Source organism: Paenisporosarcina sp. TG-14 (assembly GCF_000297555.1).
GTDB classification, from domain to species: Bacteria; Bacillota; Bacilli; order Bacillales_A; family Planococcaceae; genus Paenisporosarcina; species Paenisporosarcina antarctica.
The window spans coordinates 30,670-46,675 of record NZ_AMGD01000003.1 but is presented as its reverse complement, the minus strand read 5'-3'; the positions used below and the strand labels follow the sequence as shown (position 1 = coordinate 46,675).

16 protein-coding genes and 1 pseudogene are annotated in these 16,006 nt (G+C 35.6%); 2 read left to right on the top strand and 15 right to left on the bottom strand.

Going from position 1 to position 16,006, the window contains the following annotated elements; genetic code table 11:
• Positions 1-482: 482 nt before the first annotated feature.
• Both C406_RS20025 and C406_RS19160 read right to left on the bottom strand, forming a co-directional pair.
• A pseudogene (locus C406_RS20025) lies at positions 483-789 on the bottom strand (23S rRNA (pseudouridine(1915)-N(3))-methyltransferase RlmH); the annotation flags it as partial.
• A gap of 46 nt (positions 790-835) precedes the next feature.
• On the bottom strand, positions 836-1,630 hold the full coding sequence (locus C406_RS19160) for a hypothetical protein (protein WP_017378795.1): 795 nt from the start codon (positions 1,628-1,630) through the stop codon (positions 836-838).
• Positions 1,631-1,795: 165 nt separating this feature from the next.
• On the opposite strand from C406_RS19160, the gene C406_RS0101385 reads away from it, so the two are divergent.
• Positions 1,796-2,563, top strand: a complete 768-nt coding sequence (locus C406_RS0101385; protein ID WP_017378794.1) for a DUF4230 domain-containing protein — start codon at positions 1,796-1,798, stop codon at positions 2,561-2,563.
• A 178-nt stretch (positions 2,564-2,741) separates the two neighbouring features.
• Here the strand turns inward: C406_RS0101385 and C406_RS21360 are convergent, their stop codons facing one another.
• The 12 genes from C406_RS21360 to C406_RS0101330 all read right to left on the bottom strand — a co-directional run bounded on the left by C406_RS21360 (position 2,742) and on the right by C406_RS0101330 (position 13,213).
• Positions 2,742-2,903, bottom strand: a complete 162-nt coding sequence (locus C406_RS21360; protein WP_443146796.1) for a WapI family immunity protein — start codon at positions 2,901-2,903, stop codon at positions 2,742-2,744.
• Between the two features lie 41 nt (positions 2,904-2,944).
• Positions 2,945-3,211, bottom strand: coding sequence for a hypothetical protein (locus C406_RS0101380; RefSeq protein ID WP_017378793.1), 267 nt, complete (start codon positions 3,209-3,211; stop codon positions 2,945-2,947).
• A 73-nt stretch (positions 3,212-3,284) separates the two neighbouring features.
• Positions 3,285-3,677, bottom strand: coding sequence for a hypothetical protein (locus C406_RS0101375; RefSeq protein WP_017378792.1), 393 nt, complete (start codon positions 3,675-3,677; stop codon positions 3,285-3,287).
• Between the two features lie 33 nt (positions 3,678-3,710).
• Positions 3,711-4,190, bottom strand: a complete 480-nt coding sequence (rlmH, locus tag C406_RS0101370; RefSeq protein ID WP_017378791.1) for a 23S rRNA (pseudouridine(1915)-N(3))-methyltransferase RlmH — start codon at positions 4,188-4,190, stop codon at positions 3,711-3,713.
• Between the two features lie 90 nt (positions 4,191-4,280).
• Positions 4,281-4,445 carry a CxxH/CxxC protein gene (locus C406_RS20020; RefSeq protein WP_017378790.1) on the bottom strand — a complete coding sequence of 55 codons (165 nt, stop codon included), beginning with the start codon at positions 4,443-4,445 and terminating at the stop codon, positions 4,281-4,283.
• Between the two features lie 198 nt (positions 4,446-4,643).
• Positions 4,644-5,867: a S1C family serine protease gene (locus C406_RS0101360; RefSeq protein WP_017378789.1), complete on the bottom strand. Its 1,224-nt coding sequence runs from the start codon at positions 5,865-5,867 to the stop codon at positions 4,644-4,646.
• A 197-nt stretch (positions 5,868-6,064) separates the two neighbouring features.
• Entirely contained in the window at positions 6,065-6,853 is a 789-nt protein-coding gene (locus tag C406_RS0101355) for an MBL fold metallo-hydrolase (protein WP_017378788.1), read from the bottom strand.
• Positions 6,854-6,865: 12 nt separating this feature from the next.
• Positions 6,866-7,687: a two-component system regulatory protein YycI gene (locus C406_RS0101350; protein WP_237740488.1), complete on the bottom strand. Its 822-nt coding sequence runs from the start codon at positions 7,685-7,687 to the stop codon at positions 6,866-6,868.
• The gene (locus tag C406_RS0101345) at positions 7,665-8,996 is read right to left on the bottom strand and encodes a YycH family regulatory protein (protein ID WP_017378786.1); all 1,332 of its coding nucleotides are present in this window, start codon (positions 8,994-8,996) and stop codon (positions 7,665-7,667) included. Before C406_RS0101345 ends, C406_RS0101350 begins: the two co-directional genes overlap by 23 nt.
• Positions 8,987-10,810, bottom strand: coding sequence for a cell wall metabolism sensor histidine kinase WalK (gene walK / locus C406_RS0101340; RefSeq protein ID WP_017378785.1), 1,824 nt, complete (start codon positions 10,808-10,810; stop codon positions 8,987-8,989). The genes C406_RS0101345 and walK overlap by 10 nt, the downstream gene beginning before the upstream one ends.
• A 5-nt stretch (positions 10,811-10,815) precedes the next feature.
• Entirely contained in the window at positions 10,816-11,523 is a 708-nt protein-coding gene (gene yycF, locus C406_RS0101335) for a response regulator YycF (protein WP_017378784.1), read from the bottom strand.
• Positions 11,524-11,734: 211 nt separating this feature from the next.
• Positions 11,735-13,213: a M23 family metallopeptidase gene (locus C406_RS0101330; protein ID WP_017378783.1), complete on the bottom strand. Its 1,479-nt coding sequence runs from the start codon at positions 13,211-13,213 to the stop codon at positions 11,735-11,737.
• Between the two features lie 450 nt (positions 13,214-13,663).
• On the opposite strand from C406_RS0101330, the gene C406_RS0101325 reads away from it, so the two are divergent.
• Complete coding sequence (locus tag C406_RS0101325; protein WP_237740489.1) at positions 13,664-14,476, top strand: YitT family protein; 813 nt, start codon at positions 13,664-13,666, stop codon at positions 14,474-14,476.
• 127 nt (positions 14,477-14,603) lie between these two features.
• Here C406_RS0101325 and C406_RS0101320 read toward each other — a convergent pair whose 3' ends face one another.
• Positions 14,604-15,890, bottom strand: coding sequence for an adenylosuccinate synthase (locus C406_RS0101320; RefSeq protein WP_017378781.1), 1,287 nt, complete (start codon positions 15,888-15,890; stop codon positions 14,604-14,606).
• Positions 15,891-16,006: the final 116 nt, after the last annotated feature.

Below are 16,006 nucleotides of genomic sequence, written 5' to 3'. Positions count from 1 at the left end.
TTAAAGTTTGTTCGTTATTCGAGATGAATATAAAAGATTGAAAGGTGTCCTCTAATATATTAAATATAAACTGTGCAGTTTTCATAATCTCATCATTATTAAAATCGTCTTTTAGAAAAGTATCAATGAACATTGGGATGTCAATAACATCCTTATTTACGATATATCTCTCATAATAGAGTTTCTAGGAGGGATTACAGGAAGTTGTTGTGGAGATTGATAAAAAGGGAAAGTAATAATTGATGCATAGAATCAGGAGGTATCCTTAAATTAGTTTTTGGATACCTCCTTCATTGCTTTAAATTTCCTAGGAACAATAACACTTGCCTATGAGAAAATTGCAAAATTATCTATGAAATTTGCATCTACAACAATTGATCAATGAGTTTTATTATTAAAATAAATTGAACCACTTTAAACATAAATATATAAGCATTTTAGATGTCTCTTCAAACCCACACTTACTTATGATAAGCTCTCCGTCACGCGCTTAAATGTGAAATTTTTCGCACCAATTTATGATACGGCTGGTTATGTATAATACAAAATGCTCGATACACCTGCTCAATCAATACTAACTTCATCCACTGATGACGAAGGTGATTTTGCTTTTGCCGTACGTCATGAGTTGGTTGAAGTCGTCGGCTAGTTGTTCGGAGGATTTCATTTCATTTTTCCGTTAATGGCAAGGGCAATGACGTGAGCATCGGGTGCGATTTTTGCCAAGATGCGTTCGCCTTCTTTTCGTTTCACGAGCAACATGTCGGCTTCACTCAAGTTTTCGGGAGCTTACTAGTGCTCGGATTTCTACTTATAGTTTTTCATTCATTATTTCCTAAAACTCCAAATCAATGATTTTTGGATTGTTTTTCCTCAATTCCTCAAAACTTTGTCTGATTTGCTCTGGGGTAAGATCGATGTTTTCTTCCAGTGCTTTGGCCAGTCGTTTCCCCATCTTGGTCATGGATGCATATGTTAACCCACCAGATATAATCCCGCCTGCCAACGGAATCGCTTTGGAAACGCCTTTGGCAAATGAATTTTTAGTAACCTTTAAGCCAATGAACTCTAATGTCTTTTTAATGATCGGATAGTAGACAGTCTTCATTAAAGCTTTGTTCGGGATCTTCTTTAACGCTTGTTTCGCCAACTGTGATGATAAAGCTTTGATTGTGGCTGTTGCTCCGCCAACGCCAAACATGACACCTAAAAACAAGATTAAATCGCCGCTCACATTTTCCGCATTCATTTCTTCGCCATCCCAAAAATCATCATAGCCATAAATGTAGCCGAGCTCTTGAGAAAGTCGTAAAGCCATGGCAAAAAACTGCGCAGTATCTGCTGGAATCGTCGCAGCCATCGCTAAACCACCTGGGATGCCCGTAGCAAACGAAAGACTTGAACTTTGCATCGTCCGATTAGAAATCATTTTTTTAGCAATTTTGTTTAAAATCTGTTTATCAATATTGGCCTGTCCAGAACCTTTTTCAATCAGCTCGGCAAGTTCATCAGGAGATAAATGTTTCGAAAAACTCTTCGCTAAAAACTCTCTTCGATCCACTTTCACACCTGGTAACTTTACAACATTTGAAAGTACGACTTCGAGTACGGTAGATTCGTTTGCCAACATGAACACCTCATTTAACAATATTTTTCTTATCATACCATTATTATTTCAAATTTTATCCATTAATATCTTTTCAAATGTATTCTTTATGCTATGATTTAATCAATTCCTGAATTGATAGAAGCTTACATATTTCGATTTAAACTATGTAATAGAAAAGGTGAGATAATGGATAAAAATGAAGATCTTTTAAAAACCAAAGATGATCGAATTGCGCACTTGGAGAAACTTATTGTTGAATTAACGGAAGCTAAACAACAAAATGCTGCAACGCTTGCGGGAAGCTATCGTTCAAAGCCTTATGAAACATTTGAAAGTGGTTTTAAATTGTCTTCCTTATTCTTATGGTTTAAAAATATTCTAATCATCATTCTTATACTATTAGTACTCGGTCTTGGTGCTTTTTGGTTGCTGAATGGTAATGTCTTTAAGAAAAGTTCTGTAACATTTGTAGAAACTGTTCAGGAGTTATCCACTTTAGCAACAGCGGAAGCTCAAACGAAAACGGTGCTAACTATAGTAGACAATAAAATTTTCGGCAAAAAAATTCCTTTGCCTATACCTGGCACTAAACGTGAAATATTGCTTATTGTTCCCGCAACGGTTCTCGCAGGTGTTGATTTGAATGAGGTTACGGAAGACGATATGAAGATTAGCGAAGATACGAAAGAGATTGATATTACTCTACCTCACGCAAAACTTATTCAAGAACCTTCACTTCAAATGGACAAAATTACAACATACGTTGATGGTGGGATTTTCAATGATAAAGTTGATTGGAATGAAGGTTATGAACTAGCGGCTTCTGCACAAGAAAAAGTTAAAAAAGAAGTTATTTCTGCCGGTTTATTAACAACTGCTGAAAAAAATGCAGACAAGGCACTAACTCAATTTTTCAAGAATATGGGTTACAAAGTAAATATTACTTATAAATAACCAAATCATTATTATTAAAATCTCTTCATCAAAACAGCACCCACCTAAAGTACTGGTTGGGTGCTGTTTGCATTATAAAATCATTATCTATTTATGATATGGTTGATTTTTAGTATCTTGCAATGGATATCAAATTTATAATTTCTCTCAAATTACGAAGGGTTATTTTTCTCTTTCATTAATCTTTAATAGGAAATTCTTTCAATATTTTTTTCAAACCGCTTAAAAATTTCTCGACATACGTTAGATCCGTTTCGAATTCAAATTTCAACTCACTTCCATGGCCAACAGGATATTGAACATAGCCGCTGACATTTATTTTTTTTCTGAATGTATCTATGGTAAAAGTTAGACCAAAGGTTCAGTTGGTTCGAAAACTACCTATTCTTTTTTTAGATCTAAAAATTTTTCAAATTCACGTATGAAATACTCTATCAATTTTCCCTCGAGCATCACATCGTTAATTTCTGCTTTAAACGCTGGAATAGTTAAATAAAGATAGGTAATATGCCAATCAGCATCGTGTTCATCTTCTGGCTCAGGATACGTATAATAATAGAAGCAAATTTTAAAATGAAATAACCTATCTTGTGAAGTTAATTTGGCATATGGATAGTCTTTAAGGCAATCTAGGTTATTAGAACTCATATGAATGTCATCCTTAGAAAATGTTTTTATTAAAGGTTCTTCTTATATAGTTTTAAGACAGTTCTATTAAAAGTTACTTTTCCGTGGTGATTCTTTTATATTGCTCTTCCGTGAAATGCTTAACAATTTTTAACTTCTCTTCTTTCCTCATTAACTCTAAAGGAATATACACCTCATGGTTTTTCAGTTTGAAATTTCTCATCTCACTAATCTCAAATCCTACTATTTTTTGAATTTCTTTCTGAAGTTCTTTACCTTTTGTAGACTCAGGATTAAAAGGCTCAACATGCAATATTAAACATTGATATCGTTTGTCTCCATAAAGTGTCGCAAATTTGCTAGTATTTCCCCAGAAGGTAAAAGGTTTATAACCTATAGATAAACTCTTTGGTGCAATAGTGCATTTCATCGGTCCAAGAGAATTTAAGAATTTGTGCAACTCACTGAATACTAATAACTCATTCATTTCTTATAACACCTATAATTGATTGCCAATCATTTACTTATGGTACGGTTCATTCTTAATTATTCGAAATGCCCGATACACTTGCTCAACTAACACTAATTTCATAAGCTGATGCGGGAGCGTCATCTTCGAAAATGATAACTTTTCATCAGATCTCTTCATAACGTCTTCGTGCAACCCCAACGATCCACCGATAACGAAAGCTACTTTGCTACGACCGTATGTCATAAGAGACTGCAAATCTTCTGCTAACTGTTCTGACGATTTCATTTTTCCTTCAATAGCTAGAGCAATAACATATGTATCTGCACCAATTTTTGCTAAAATACGTTCGCCTTCTTTTTTCTTAACAATTTCCATATCAGCATCACTTAAGTTTTCAGGAGCTTTTTCGTCTGCTACTTCGATTAAATCTATTTTCGCATAACTTCCTAATCGTTTTGTATATTCCTCAATGCCCAATTTTAAATATTTTTCTTTTAATTTCCCAACCGAAACAATAGAGATATTCACAGGTTATCCACCTTCACATTTTGTTTACAAACACGTTATCCACAGAACTTATCCACATATCCACAAGGCGAAACTACATGTAGTATGCAATCATACGTTCGCCACTAAATATATTGCTGCGACTTCACAGTAATCGCATTTTGTGGATATCTTTTCATTATCTAAGAGTTCTGTTAAAATCGGAAAGGTATTTTGCTCAGCTACAAACATATCAAGTGCATGATCTATATGGGTTTGACAGCATTTAATTTTCATTTTATATCATCCTTTCGATTTTCAAATAATTCAATAAGTTATGCACAATTCGGTAATCTTATCCACAATCTAGTTTAACAAAGTAAAAGCGAGTAGGAAAGGTGCAGTTTGGCACTTCTTACTCGCTTTGTAAATGTTTCGTAAATTGAAATTTGTTATCCACATTTATTATTCATCCACAAGGATTTATTAAAACATTTATAAAGTTGAATTGTCTTTCAATATTAATGTTACTTCCAACAATTGACCTTCTCGATAAACTTTCAATGTCAAGTTGTCTCCAACTTCTTTTTCATTGTATAAGTGTTTGCGCAACTCAATCATATTCTCTATTTTATTGCCATCCATTTCAATGATGACATCATATTGTTTTAATCCCGCTTCAGCAGCTGGTGATTTTGTTACTACTTCATCAATAACAACACCAGTTGTTATTTCTTCCGGTAAACGCAGTGTATCACGTTGATGGACTGCTGAAACATTCGTTACATCTAAAAGTGTAACTCCCATAGTTGGACGTTTCATCGCTCCAAATTGTTCTAAGTCTTCAATGACTGGAATAACAGAATTAATTGGAATGGCTAACCCAATTCCTTCTACAGTAGCTTGAGAAATTTTCATTGAATTAATACCAATTAATTGTCCTACTATATTCACGAGAGCACCACCACTATTTCCAGGATTAATGGCTGCATCTGTTTGCAATACTTCAGCCTGCCAGTCGACTTGGTTATCTCCATCTAAATCAATTGGAATCGTACGGTCTTTACCAGATACAACACCCGTTGTCACTGATCCTGAAAAATCTAAGCCTAAAGGATTACCGATTGCAATAACCGTCTCTCCTTGCTTTAATGCATCTGAATCTCCGAACTCAGCAACTGTCGTTACCTTTGAAGCATCCATTTCAAGAACGGCTAAGTCAGTCCAAATATCCGTACCAAGTAATTTTGCTTCGACTTTTGCACCATCTGCTAATGTTACTTCAATTTGGTTTGCACCTTCAATTACATGGTTGTTAGTAATGACATATGCTTTATTGCCTGATTTTTTGTAAATGACTCCTGACCCGCCGCTAGCAGCTTCTTGTCCATCACCACTGGAAGGACTTAAGAAGTCTGATGATGATTGAATATTTGTGACCCCAACGACTGAGTTCGCTACCTTTTCAACAGCGGATGTAACTTCCGTGGTAATATTAGCAGAAAATTGTTTCGTAGCGTTTGAAGACTCTAGAGATGGATCATTGCCGCTAGATGTATCTGCTCCAGGCATTATACCAACAAGCGAAGGTATCATTAGCCATACAATTAATGCACCAACTAAAACACCGATAAACGCACTAAAGAAGTAGCCTCCTTTACTTCCTTTTTTATCAATCTTCTTTTGAGGTTCTGGTGGTTGTTGATTGTAGTATTCCATAGAAAATCTCCCTTTCTGTTATTCCTTACTCAATATTTTACCAGGTCAACATTAAAATCAGATGAAGACTGCTTTAAAACTTGCTCACAAAGAGCATCCTTAAGAATAACAGGAGACTCCTTTCGTATTATTTCCAACTAATGAGCATATTTTTCAAGCTAAACTCAAAAAGAAAAACCTCACAAATTATGTGAGGTTTAGACAGTTACTAGTTGAGTCGATTTATTTGCATCAGTATCATACAAATTTAAAAATTCGCCGGTGACAATACCACACGATTCAAGAGTTTGGGTAACACTCATTCTTGCCAAGTCTTTCATATTATTATCTTTACTTAAATGTGAAAGATATATGCGTGTCGGTTTCTGCTCTACCACTTCGCTCATTGCAACTGCTGCATCCTCATTTGAAACATGACCAACATCACTTAAAATACGGCGTTTGATTGACCATGGGTAGCGGCACATTTGCAGCATGCCTACGTCGTGGTTGCTTTCGAAGACATATGAGTCTCCTCCTTTGATATAACCTTTCATACGGTCACTGACGTACCCTGTGTCTGTGATTAATACGAGTTTACGGCCGTTCTCATGAAAGACGTAAAACATCGGGTCTGCTGCATCATGGGATACAGCAAATGATTGAATATCGAGGGATCCAAATGTCTTCACAGACTCCATATCGAAGTGATATTTTTGGTCTATCGAAATTTTGCCGATTAGATGTTCCATTGCCATCCAAGTCTTGGCATTAGCGTAGATAGGAACATTATACTTACGAGCCAGAACTCCAAGCCCTTTTATGTGGTCACTATGTTCATGTGTAACTAAAATCCCACTTAACTTTTTCATACTGCGGTCAATCGAAACTAATAATTCTTCCATTTTACGTCCACTCAGACCAGCGTCGACTAAAAAGGCATGTTCATCAGTTTCAACGTAAACGGCATTTCCACTACTTCCACTTGCTAAAACACTAAAACGCATGACGAAAACTCCTTAATCTTCTTCTATTTCCTCGGACTCTTTGTTAAATTCAATAATTTTACCTTCAACCGCGTTAACAAAATAGTCTTCCTTCAAACCATCTTGTAATTCTACACGAACCCGCCAAGTCGGTGCAAACACTTGCGTTTCTGTTAATTGCACGAGAGTTGAGTAACCTAAGCTAGTCATAGTAATTGTAGAATTAGGTTTTAATAAGTTTCTTTGATATAACACTTCAACTGCTCGCTCATCAGATAGTAAGTTTTCAGTTTGCTCAAAAATTTCAAGCTCTTCAAAAGATGTTTGCTCATATTTATAAGCTTCGTTATCGTCATTCCAATATAATGTGAGCATCGCATTTTGGTTAAAGAAGATTTGACGATTATTAACTACTTGGAAAAATACCGCTTTTTTAGCATCTACATCTACATCAAACAATTCATACGAAGTGCCATTATATACATGTCTATTTACAAATTCCTTTAGAACACCGGGAACTTCTAGATTGCCGATAAGAACCGGATCATTAAAAGTTGATAATAATTTTGTAATACCTGATATGTCATATGTTTGATTATCCATTTGTTTCATATCTTTAGACGAATACATTCGAATGTTTCCGGATATATAGGATTCTTTAAGGATGTTTTCAGGAGTACTTTCATAGCTAATATTATCAGCTTGTAATCTCTCCTCAATAGATGTTTCACCTAGTACTTGTAATTCTTGTACTTCATTGTATCGATTAAAATACAAGACATATAAGAAGGAATTTAAAATTAAGAACACGATAATAAAGATCGTTTTGGTTTTATTCCAATCCAAACTTGCCACCTCCTAAATCCTCAGGTGATAGACGAGTCCATTGATCGTTTGATAAGTAAAACCAGGATGGTTCTAAAGTCAGTAATCTTGTTTCATTATCACGCGTTAAGTAATAACCATTTATTATTTCTTCTACATTGTTAAAATCAATTTCTTTCATCACTTTCATTACACCAGACGCCTTCTCTCCGGATGGTAAAGTTGAAATCACAGTATCAAACGGCAAGGAAAGGTCAAGTGTGTAATAAGGTCGCAAATACCTAAAGATACCGGGATCTCCCCAATTTACAGTGATTTTAGTAGAAGTATCACTACTGAATACAGGATTTCCCAATAAGTATAATTGGTAATCAATTTGTTGATTAGTTGGATTTATTCCAGAAAATCGAAATTCGTCAGTCCATCCCCCATGCTCATTTATATAATCCAAGCTATCAAATACTAACTTTGAAGGAATAGAAGGATTACTTGTTTCAGCCGATGGATTAACAAAACTTAAAGTACGTTCAAGTAAATTGACATTCATCAGAGAGGTTGCATCTGAATATGCATCATTTGTTACTCCTACTGGACTTTGCCGCACTACATTTGGATCATTAAATAATGCATCACGAAAACGACTTGGTTCAATTTCTTTTAAGTAATACGTGTATCGAATGCTTTCTACATCTTTTGAAGAAACAAAAAGCGATAGTTTTTCTTGACGTTCAATTTCTGTAAACTTTGCGAAATCATTTGTAGGTGCTATTATTTTTTGCTCTACTAATTCCATATCAACATTTCCTGCCAATGCTGAATATAATGTATTGTTTTTGGAACTAGCAAAATAAATTTTTAGTTGATTATTCTTAAAAGAATTCCAATCAACTATTAAACGATCAAATCCACTTTCAGGGATGTTTAAGCTGGCATTCTTCAAGATATTATTGTAAACAGGAAAAGGTACGTCAGCTGGGAAGAATAGTGTAAAGCGATTGGATGCTCCAATCATTTCATTTAATTTTATATCACTTGAATTGTTACTCTCAAACATTAAATCTCTTATTTCCCAACTTTTCATAGCATTAACAACACTGTCTAAATCAAACGATGCCATCGTACCTTTCATGTCGTCTTCTAAGCTCACAACCATTTTGTAAGGTTTGATTACATCATCTACTCGGTTTGTGTCAGCAATTGATATATTTACAATTGGCGTTGTCTTAATGGTTTGATATTTCGGTGTATAGGTCCATATAGCGAACGTTAACAAGACACTTGAAACAACTAGAATGACTAAGAGAATAGATTTTATTTGCTCTACATATTTCAATCCCATTCACCTGCCTCATCTAATTCAAATGGCAAAGTGAAGAAAATCGTCGTTCCATGTCCCTCTTCACTTTCGGCCCAAATGGCACCACCGTGTGCTTCAATCATTTCCCGGGCAATAGCTAGACCAAGCCCTGACCCACCCATTGACCTTGCACGTGCTCGATCAACACGATAGAATCGATCAAAAATTCGTTCTACATTATCTTTTGGAATTCCCATACCATCATCAGATATCATTGCTTTTATAAATCCATCTTGCACAATGATACCAAATCGAATATTTCCACCATCTGGTGAATATTTTAAAGCATTCGATATAATATTATCGATGACTTGTGTTAATTTATCTGTATCAATTTCCACAAAGAATTGTGATTCTGGCAACAAACGTTGGAACTGAACTTGTTGTGATTTCGACATTTCAAAGCGGTCAATGATTCGATTAAAGAATTTATTAAACTCAACAAACTCTTTATTTAAATCATAATCACTGCTATCCAATTTCGATAACTGCAACAAGTCATTTACTAACCGAATCATTCGTTCTGTTTCTGTTTGCGTTACGTTCAGGAACGCTGGCGCGAGTTCTTGATCTTGCCAAGCACCATCAACAAGTGCCTCTAAATAGCTACGCATTGTGGTTAAAGGTGTTCGTAGTTCATGGGAAACGTTTGCTACGAATTCACGTCGCTCCATATCAATTTTTTCTTGTTCGGTATTGTCATGAAGAACTGTAATTAAGCCATTCACGAAACCTGTTTCTTTTTGAATAACAGAGAAGTTTGCAAGCAAAATATAAGGACGTTCGGGTGAACTAAAATCTAAATTAATTGACTCTTTCATATGAATTAGATCTTCAAACGTATACTGTGTTTCAATTCCAAGAACAGAAGAAATTGGACGATGCAACACCATGTCTCTTGGCACTCTCAAGAGTCTTAGAGCGGGATCATTAATTAAGATAATGCGCCCTTTCCTATCTGTCGCAATAACACCCTCAGTCATATTCGAAAGAACTGAAGCTAATTTACGACGTTCACCTTCTGTTGTTGACTGAGCTTCTTGCAGTCGGTTGGTTAAATGGTTAAAGGCTATCGCCAATTGACCAATTTCATCGTTCCCATATACACGTACTTTACGAGAAAAGTTCCCTTTTGCCATGGCTTGTGCTTGTCTACGCATATCTGAAATAGGACGAGTGATTGTTTGGGAAATTAATATGCCTAAAATCAATGTAATAACAAGTGATGTTGCTGTACCACCTGCAAGAATACGATTGATTTGATTCATCTGCCGATATACCGTTTCTATATTCGATTCTAAATAAATTGTGCCTAGCACTTCACCTTGATAAATGATTGGAGATGCAAGTACCCAAATGCGATCCCTTCTTTGAAGATCTAATTTAATGTTATCGAAAGGTGTTTCAGAAGAAATAGATTGACGAACCAAAGTATCCGTTGAACGTTGCCCAACAATCGATTGATTAGTAGTTTCAGAAGTCGCTAAAATACGGAAATTTTTATCAACTACGCGAATTTGATTAATATCATCTGATCCAATACTATAAAGCACGGTACGTAAACTTTGCTCAATAGTGGGGTCTTCTTCTCCCCTTTTCTTGATAATTTCTTCACGCACACTAAACTCCACCAAATCCACACGTTCTCCAATGGAATTGGTGAAGCTATCTTTAAGTGTATCTTCTAATTCACGTGCAAAATATAATCCAATGATTTGCATGGCAATTAAAATCAGCAAAATATAAATAAGAACAATTTTGACATGAATTGATTTAAAAAAACCTACCTTTTGCATACTATTTACTCCTGTTCAGGATTACGCATGTAATAGCCTACGCCACGACGTGTTACGATCCATGTCGGGTGGCTTGGATTATCCTCAATTTTTTCACGAAGGCGACGAATGGTTACATCTACAGTTCGAACATCACCAAAATAATCATAACCCCATACCGTTTGCAATAAATGCTCACGTGTCATCACCTGACCAATATGTTTAGCTAAGTAATGCACCAATTCAAATTCACGATGTGTTAATTCAATCGACTTGTCTCGTTTTAACACTAAATAGGCATCTGGTTGAATAATTAATGACCCTATAGCAATATCGTTTGATGCTCCTTCTGAATCTTCCGACAATAATGTTTGGTGACGACGCATATTCGCTTTCACACGAGCAATCAATTCGCGTGTGCTAAAAGGTTTGGTTACATAATCATCTGCACCTAACTCTAAACCTAGGACTTTATCAATTTCTGAGTCTTTCGCAGTTAACATAATAATTGGAAAGTCATATTTTTTTCGGATTTCACGACAAACTTCCATTCCATCTCGGTTAGGTAACATAATATCTAGTAACATTAAGTCTGGTTTAATTTCTTCTGCTTTCTTTAAAGCTTCATCTCCGTCATATGCACAAACGACGTTATAGCCTTCTTTTTTTAAGTTGAATTTTAAAATGTCAGCAATCGGTTTCTCGTCATCTACTACTAATATTGTTTTACTCATACTTCGTCATCCTCTCTCTTGCCGACTATCTATATGAATTTTAAATAATATGAATTAATCTCTTTTATACTACTTACTCTATCACGCTTTACCCTGTTTCGCATCTATGGGACAAAAGATTGGAAATAGCGGATATTTCCCGGGCAATATTCCGACAAATTACTACATAAAAAGACGGCCAATTTCGTTAAAATGACCGTATTGAACTTATTTATTTTTGTAAATAGCTAAGTGGGTTAACATTCTTACCATTTTTAATCACTTCAAAGTGCAAATGTGTTCCTGTTGATCTTCCTGTAGAACCCATAACACCTAATTTTGCACCAACAGGTACAGTTTGTCCAACACTTACCTTTATAGATGCTAAGTGAGCATAAAGCGTTTGATACCCATTTTTATGATCGACTAGTACTTTGTTGCCGTATGTACCATCTTTACCTGCCGATACCACAACGCCGTTATCAGCTGCTTTAATCGTAAATCCGCTAGGTCGTGCAATATCAATTCCACGGTGCTTAGAACCCCAACGCTGGCCCATCTCACTAGAAATGTAACCACCCTGTGCCGGCCAAGAAAACTTCCCTGTACCACGAGATGGAATTACTTTTGTACCTTTTAATACAATGTTATTTGTCACTTCTTTTATAATTTTTTCTTTTTGAATGGATTGGCTAACCTGTATTCCATTTTTTTCAACTGTCTTGTACGTCAATTCTTTTGCGCCTTTGTTCCCTTTTTGAACAACTTTTGAATCGCCCTTTAACATAGCACTTGATTGTTTCACTTGGTTTTTAAACTCAATTTTTTTTGTTTCTTTTTTCTCACGAACGACTTCTATGTTCGTCAAAGGCTTGAACGCAGTTACTTTTAATTCTTGTCCAATTTGAATAGCACTGTTGTCGTCAATAGTATCGTTTAATTTTGTTAACTCATCATTAGTTAACTTGTGGTCAGCAGCAATTTTGCTAATTACGTCACCAGCTCGAACCGTGTATGTTTTTTCTTCTAAACCACCTTTTTGAAGATGGTTTACCGCTTGATCAACTGTCATGACAGAATCTGGTTGGGTACTTTGGGTCACTCCAGAAATTGATTCTTTTATTAAAACATCTACAATTCGTGTTTCATTAGTCTTTAATGGTGGTAAAGAGTCTATAGAGTCTTTTCGAGCTTCCAATTCACTAAGTTCCTTTTCAGAAACTAACTGAAGTTTAAGTTTACGAACAACTTCATGATATGCTTCCATATCTTTGACGTAGACGGCAATCTCGTCATTGACAGATAACTCAATTGCATCTGTAGCTACTGTTACTAGGTCGTCCACCTTGTCTAATGTTTCCGTATCATTCGTTTGTACATTGAAGACTTGTTCAGATATGACGGATATATTTGATTCATCATTTAATTTAAGTCCTTCGTACTGAGAGCTAGTCTCTTCTATTTTAGCATCAACAAGTTCTTTTACAGCCTGTTCATCTGAAACAGCTCCTACGTATTCTTCACTAGCATATATATGAAAAACTTTTTGCAATAAACTACTTTCATTGTCTTTTGCAAAACCGATATTAAATGTAATAGTTGAAGCAAACATTGTTATTATGGCTGCCCTTTTAATTGTTTTTAATGTGTAATTCGGTTTGTGGTCGAATGAAATCTTCTTCCTGTCACCAGTGTTCCATTTCAAGTTCATGATAAGCCCCTCTCAAAATTTCATCCGATAAAACGAATGGTTCTTTTTACGCAGAAAATTTCACGCCCCTTTAATCTAACACACCTTTTTTCTTCAATGGTACAGAAGTTTCATATTGTAAAGAAAATGACTCATTCAAGCCATCTATTGGCTTTAATTTCTTTATTTTGGAATAATAGAGTACCAATATTCTCTAATTGATAAGAAATTTAACATATTTAATCTATCTTTTTTCCTATATTTTCTTATTAATCATGTTTTTGGTCATTTTATTATTCTTCAGACTTTCTTCCTATCGAATCTATGAGAAATACGTTAAAATTAGTATATTCACAGTGAAAAGAGGTCTTCCATTTGACAGATGAACAACATCGGCACGAAGTAGTTCAACAAAAACTGCACCCTTCTCACCGTAAGGCATCAAAAGCAGTCATCGCGAAGCGTATTTTCATGATTATTACAGGTGCTATTTTTATGGCAATGGGTATAGAGTTGTTCCTTGTACCAAATCAATTATTAGATGGTGGCATCGTGGGTATATCTATAATATTGGCCCACTTAACAGATGTTCAATTAGGGCTATTTATTTTTCTATTAAATATACCGTTCTTTTTTATCGGATATAAACAAATCGGTAAAACTTTTGCTTTATCTACTGTATTAGGAATTACAGTCCTTTCAATTAGTACATATTTGTTACACCCTGTAGCACGTTTCACAGATGATTTACTACTTGCTACCGTGTTTGGTGGCATAGTACTCGGTCTTGGTGTTGGCCTTGTCATTCGGTATGGTGGCTCCTTAGATGGCACTGAAATCTTAGCCATTCTTTTTAGTACCAAATCGGCTTTTTCTGTAGGAGAAATCATCATGTTCTTCAACATAATGATTTTTACAGTCGCAGGTTTTGTATTTACTTGGGAACAAGCGATGTATTCAGGTCTAACTTATTTTATTGCCTATAAAACGATTGATATTGTTATTCAAGGCTTAGACGAGTCCAAATCAGTTTATATTATAAGTGACTTTGCTGATGAGGTCGGTAATGCAATTATGGATCGTCTCGGACGCGGTGTTACATACTTACATGGTGAAGGTGCTTACACTGGCGATGATAAAAAAATTATTTTCACCGTCATTACTCGCTTAGAAGAAGCTAAATTGAAAACAATTGTTGAAGATATCGACCTTCAAGCATTTGTTGCAATTGGCAATATCGCGGAAGTACGCGGTGGGCGTTTCAAGAAAAGAAATATTCATTAAAAAAAGGTTCTATCCACTATGGAATAGAACCTTTTATTATTAATAATTAAGTAACAGTAACCTTAACTACAAATACCATAAAAAAAAAGCGAAGAAAGTTTCCTTTCTTCGCTTTTCTATATTTATTTTAGCGCCAAACGCTTGTAATAATATTTGTTTGATTACGATCTGGTCCTACTGAGAAAATAGAAATTGGAACACCTGATAATTGTGAAATGCGTTCTAAATAGTGACGCGCATTTTCAGGAAGCTCATCGAGAGATTTGCAAGATGTCACGTCTTCGCTCCAACCTGGTAATTCTTCGTATAACGGAACGCAGTCAGCAAGCATACGTAAGTTCGCTGGGTATTCTGTAATTATTTCACCTTTATAACTGTATGCTGTACAAATCTTCACAGTCTCTAAACCACTTAACACATCAATTGAGTTAACTGTAAGATCTGTTAATCCACTTACACGACGTGCATGACGAATAACAACACTGTCAAACCAACCGATACGTCGTGGACGACCTGTTGTTGTACCGTATTCTTTACCAACTTCACGAATTCGATTACCGACTTCGTCAAATAATTCAGTTGGAAACGGACCATCACCAACACGTGACGTATATGCTTTGCATACACCTACAACATGGTTAATTTTCGTTGGTCCTACACCAGCACCAATTGTTACTCCACCAGCTACTGGGTTAGAAGATGTTACAAATGGATAAGTACCTTGGTCAATATCTAACATAACGCCTTGTGCCCCTTCAAATAAGACACGACGTCCTTCATCTAATGCGTCGTTCAACACTTTAGATGTATCGGTTACATATTTCGCAATTTCTTGACCATAACCATAATATTCTTCTAAAATTTCTTCCATTGTAAAGCCATCTGTTTCATAAAATTTTTCAAATAAACGATTTTTCTCTTCTATATTATATTGAAGTTTTTCTTCAAACACTTCTTTATCAAGTAAATCTGCCATACGAATACCTACACGTGCTGCTTTATCCATGTATGCAGGTCCAATACCTTTACCTGTTGTTCCAATTTTGTTTGCACCACGACGAGCTTCTTCCACTTCATCTTGCTTCAAGTGGTAAGGTAAAATGACGTGTGCACGATTTGAAATACGTAGGTTTTCAGTCGTTACCCCACGGTCATGTAATCCTTTTAACTCTTTTACTAATGCTTTTGGATCAACAACCATGCCGTTACCGATTACTGAAACTTTGTCTTTATAAAAAATACCTGATGGGATTAAATGAAGCTTGTATGTTTCTCCACCAAAAATAATGGTGTGTCCTGCGTTATTACCACCTTGGTAACGCGCAATCACTTCGGAATTCTCAGATAGAAAGTCGGTAATTTTCCCTTTACCTTCGTCTCCCCATTGTGTTCCTACTACTACAACCGATGTCATAATCAGCACCTCCGTCAGACGCTTTCACGCGTCCTGAATCAAACAGTGTAATTGTACCAACGCAAACGCATCTAGTCAACCAAAAACAAGAAAAAACACGAACGCAAAAATGTTTT

Bases quoted from the DNA above. Each gene is read 5' to 3' on its own strand.
- C406_RS0101325 (WP_237740489.1), top strand. From the start codon at position 13,664: ATGATTATTACAGGTGCTATTTTTATGGCAATGGGTATAGAGTTGTTC.
- C406_RS0101385 (WP_017378794.1), top strand. From the start codon at position 1,796: ATGGATAAAAATGAAGATCTTTTAAAAACCAAAGATGATCGAATTGCG.
- walK (WP_017378785.1), bottom strand. From the start codon at position 10,810: ATGCAAAAGGTAGGTTTTTTTAAATCAATTCATGTCAAAATTGTTCTT.
- C406_RS20020 (WP_017378790.1), bottom strand. From the start codon at position 4,445: ATGAAAATTAAATGCTGTCAAACCCATATAGATCATGCACTTGATATG.
- yycF (WP_017378784.1), bottom strand. From the start codon at position 11,523: ATGAGTAAAACAATATTAGTAGTAGATGACGAGAAACCGATTGCTGAC.
- C406_RS0101330 (WP_017378783.1), bottom strand. From the start codon at position 13,213: ATGAACTTGAAATGGAACACTGGTGACAGGAAGAAGATTTCATTCGAC.
- C406_RS0101320 (WP_017378781.1), bottom strand. From the start codon at position 15,890: ATGACATCGGTTGTAGTAGTAGGAACACAATGGGGAGACGAAGGTAAA.
- C406_RS0101360 (WP_017378789.1), bottom strand. From the start codon at position 5,867: ATGGAATACTACAATCAACAACCACCAGAACCTCAAAAGAAGATTGAT.
- C406_RS0101345 (WP_017378786.1), bottom strand. From the start codon at position 8,996: ATGGGATTGAAATATGTAGAGCAAATAAAATCTATTCTCTTAGTCATT.
- C406_RS19160 (WP_017378795.1), bottom strand. From the start codon at position 1,630: ATGTTGGCAAACGAATCTACCGTACTCGAAGTCGTACTTTCAAATGTT.
- C406_RS0101380 (WP_017378793.1), bottom strand. From the start codon at position 3,211: ATGAGTTCTAATAACCTAGATTGCCTTAAAGACTATCCATATGCCAAA.
- C406_RS0101355 (WP_017378788.1), bottom strand. From the start codon at position 6,853: ATGCGTTTTAGTGTTTTAGCAAGTGGAAGTAGTGGAAATGCCGTTTAC.
- C406_RS0101375 (WP_017378792.1), bottom strand. From the start codon at position 3,677: ATGAATGAGTTATTAGTATTCAGTGAGTTGCACAAATTCTTAAATTCT.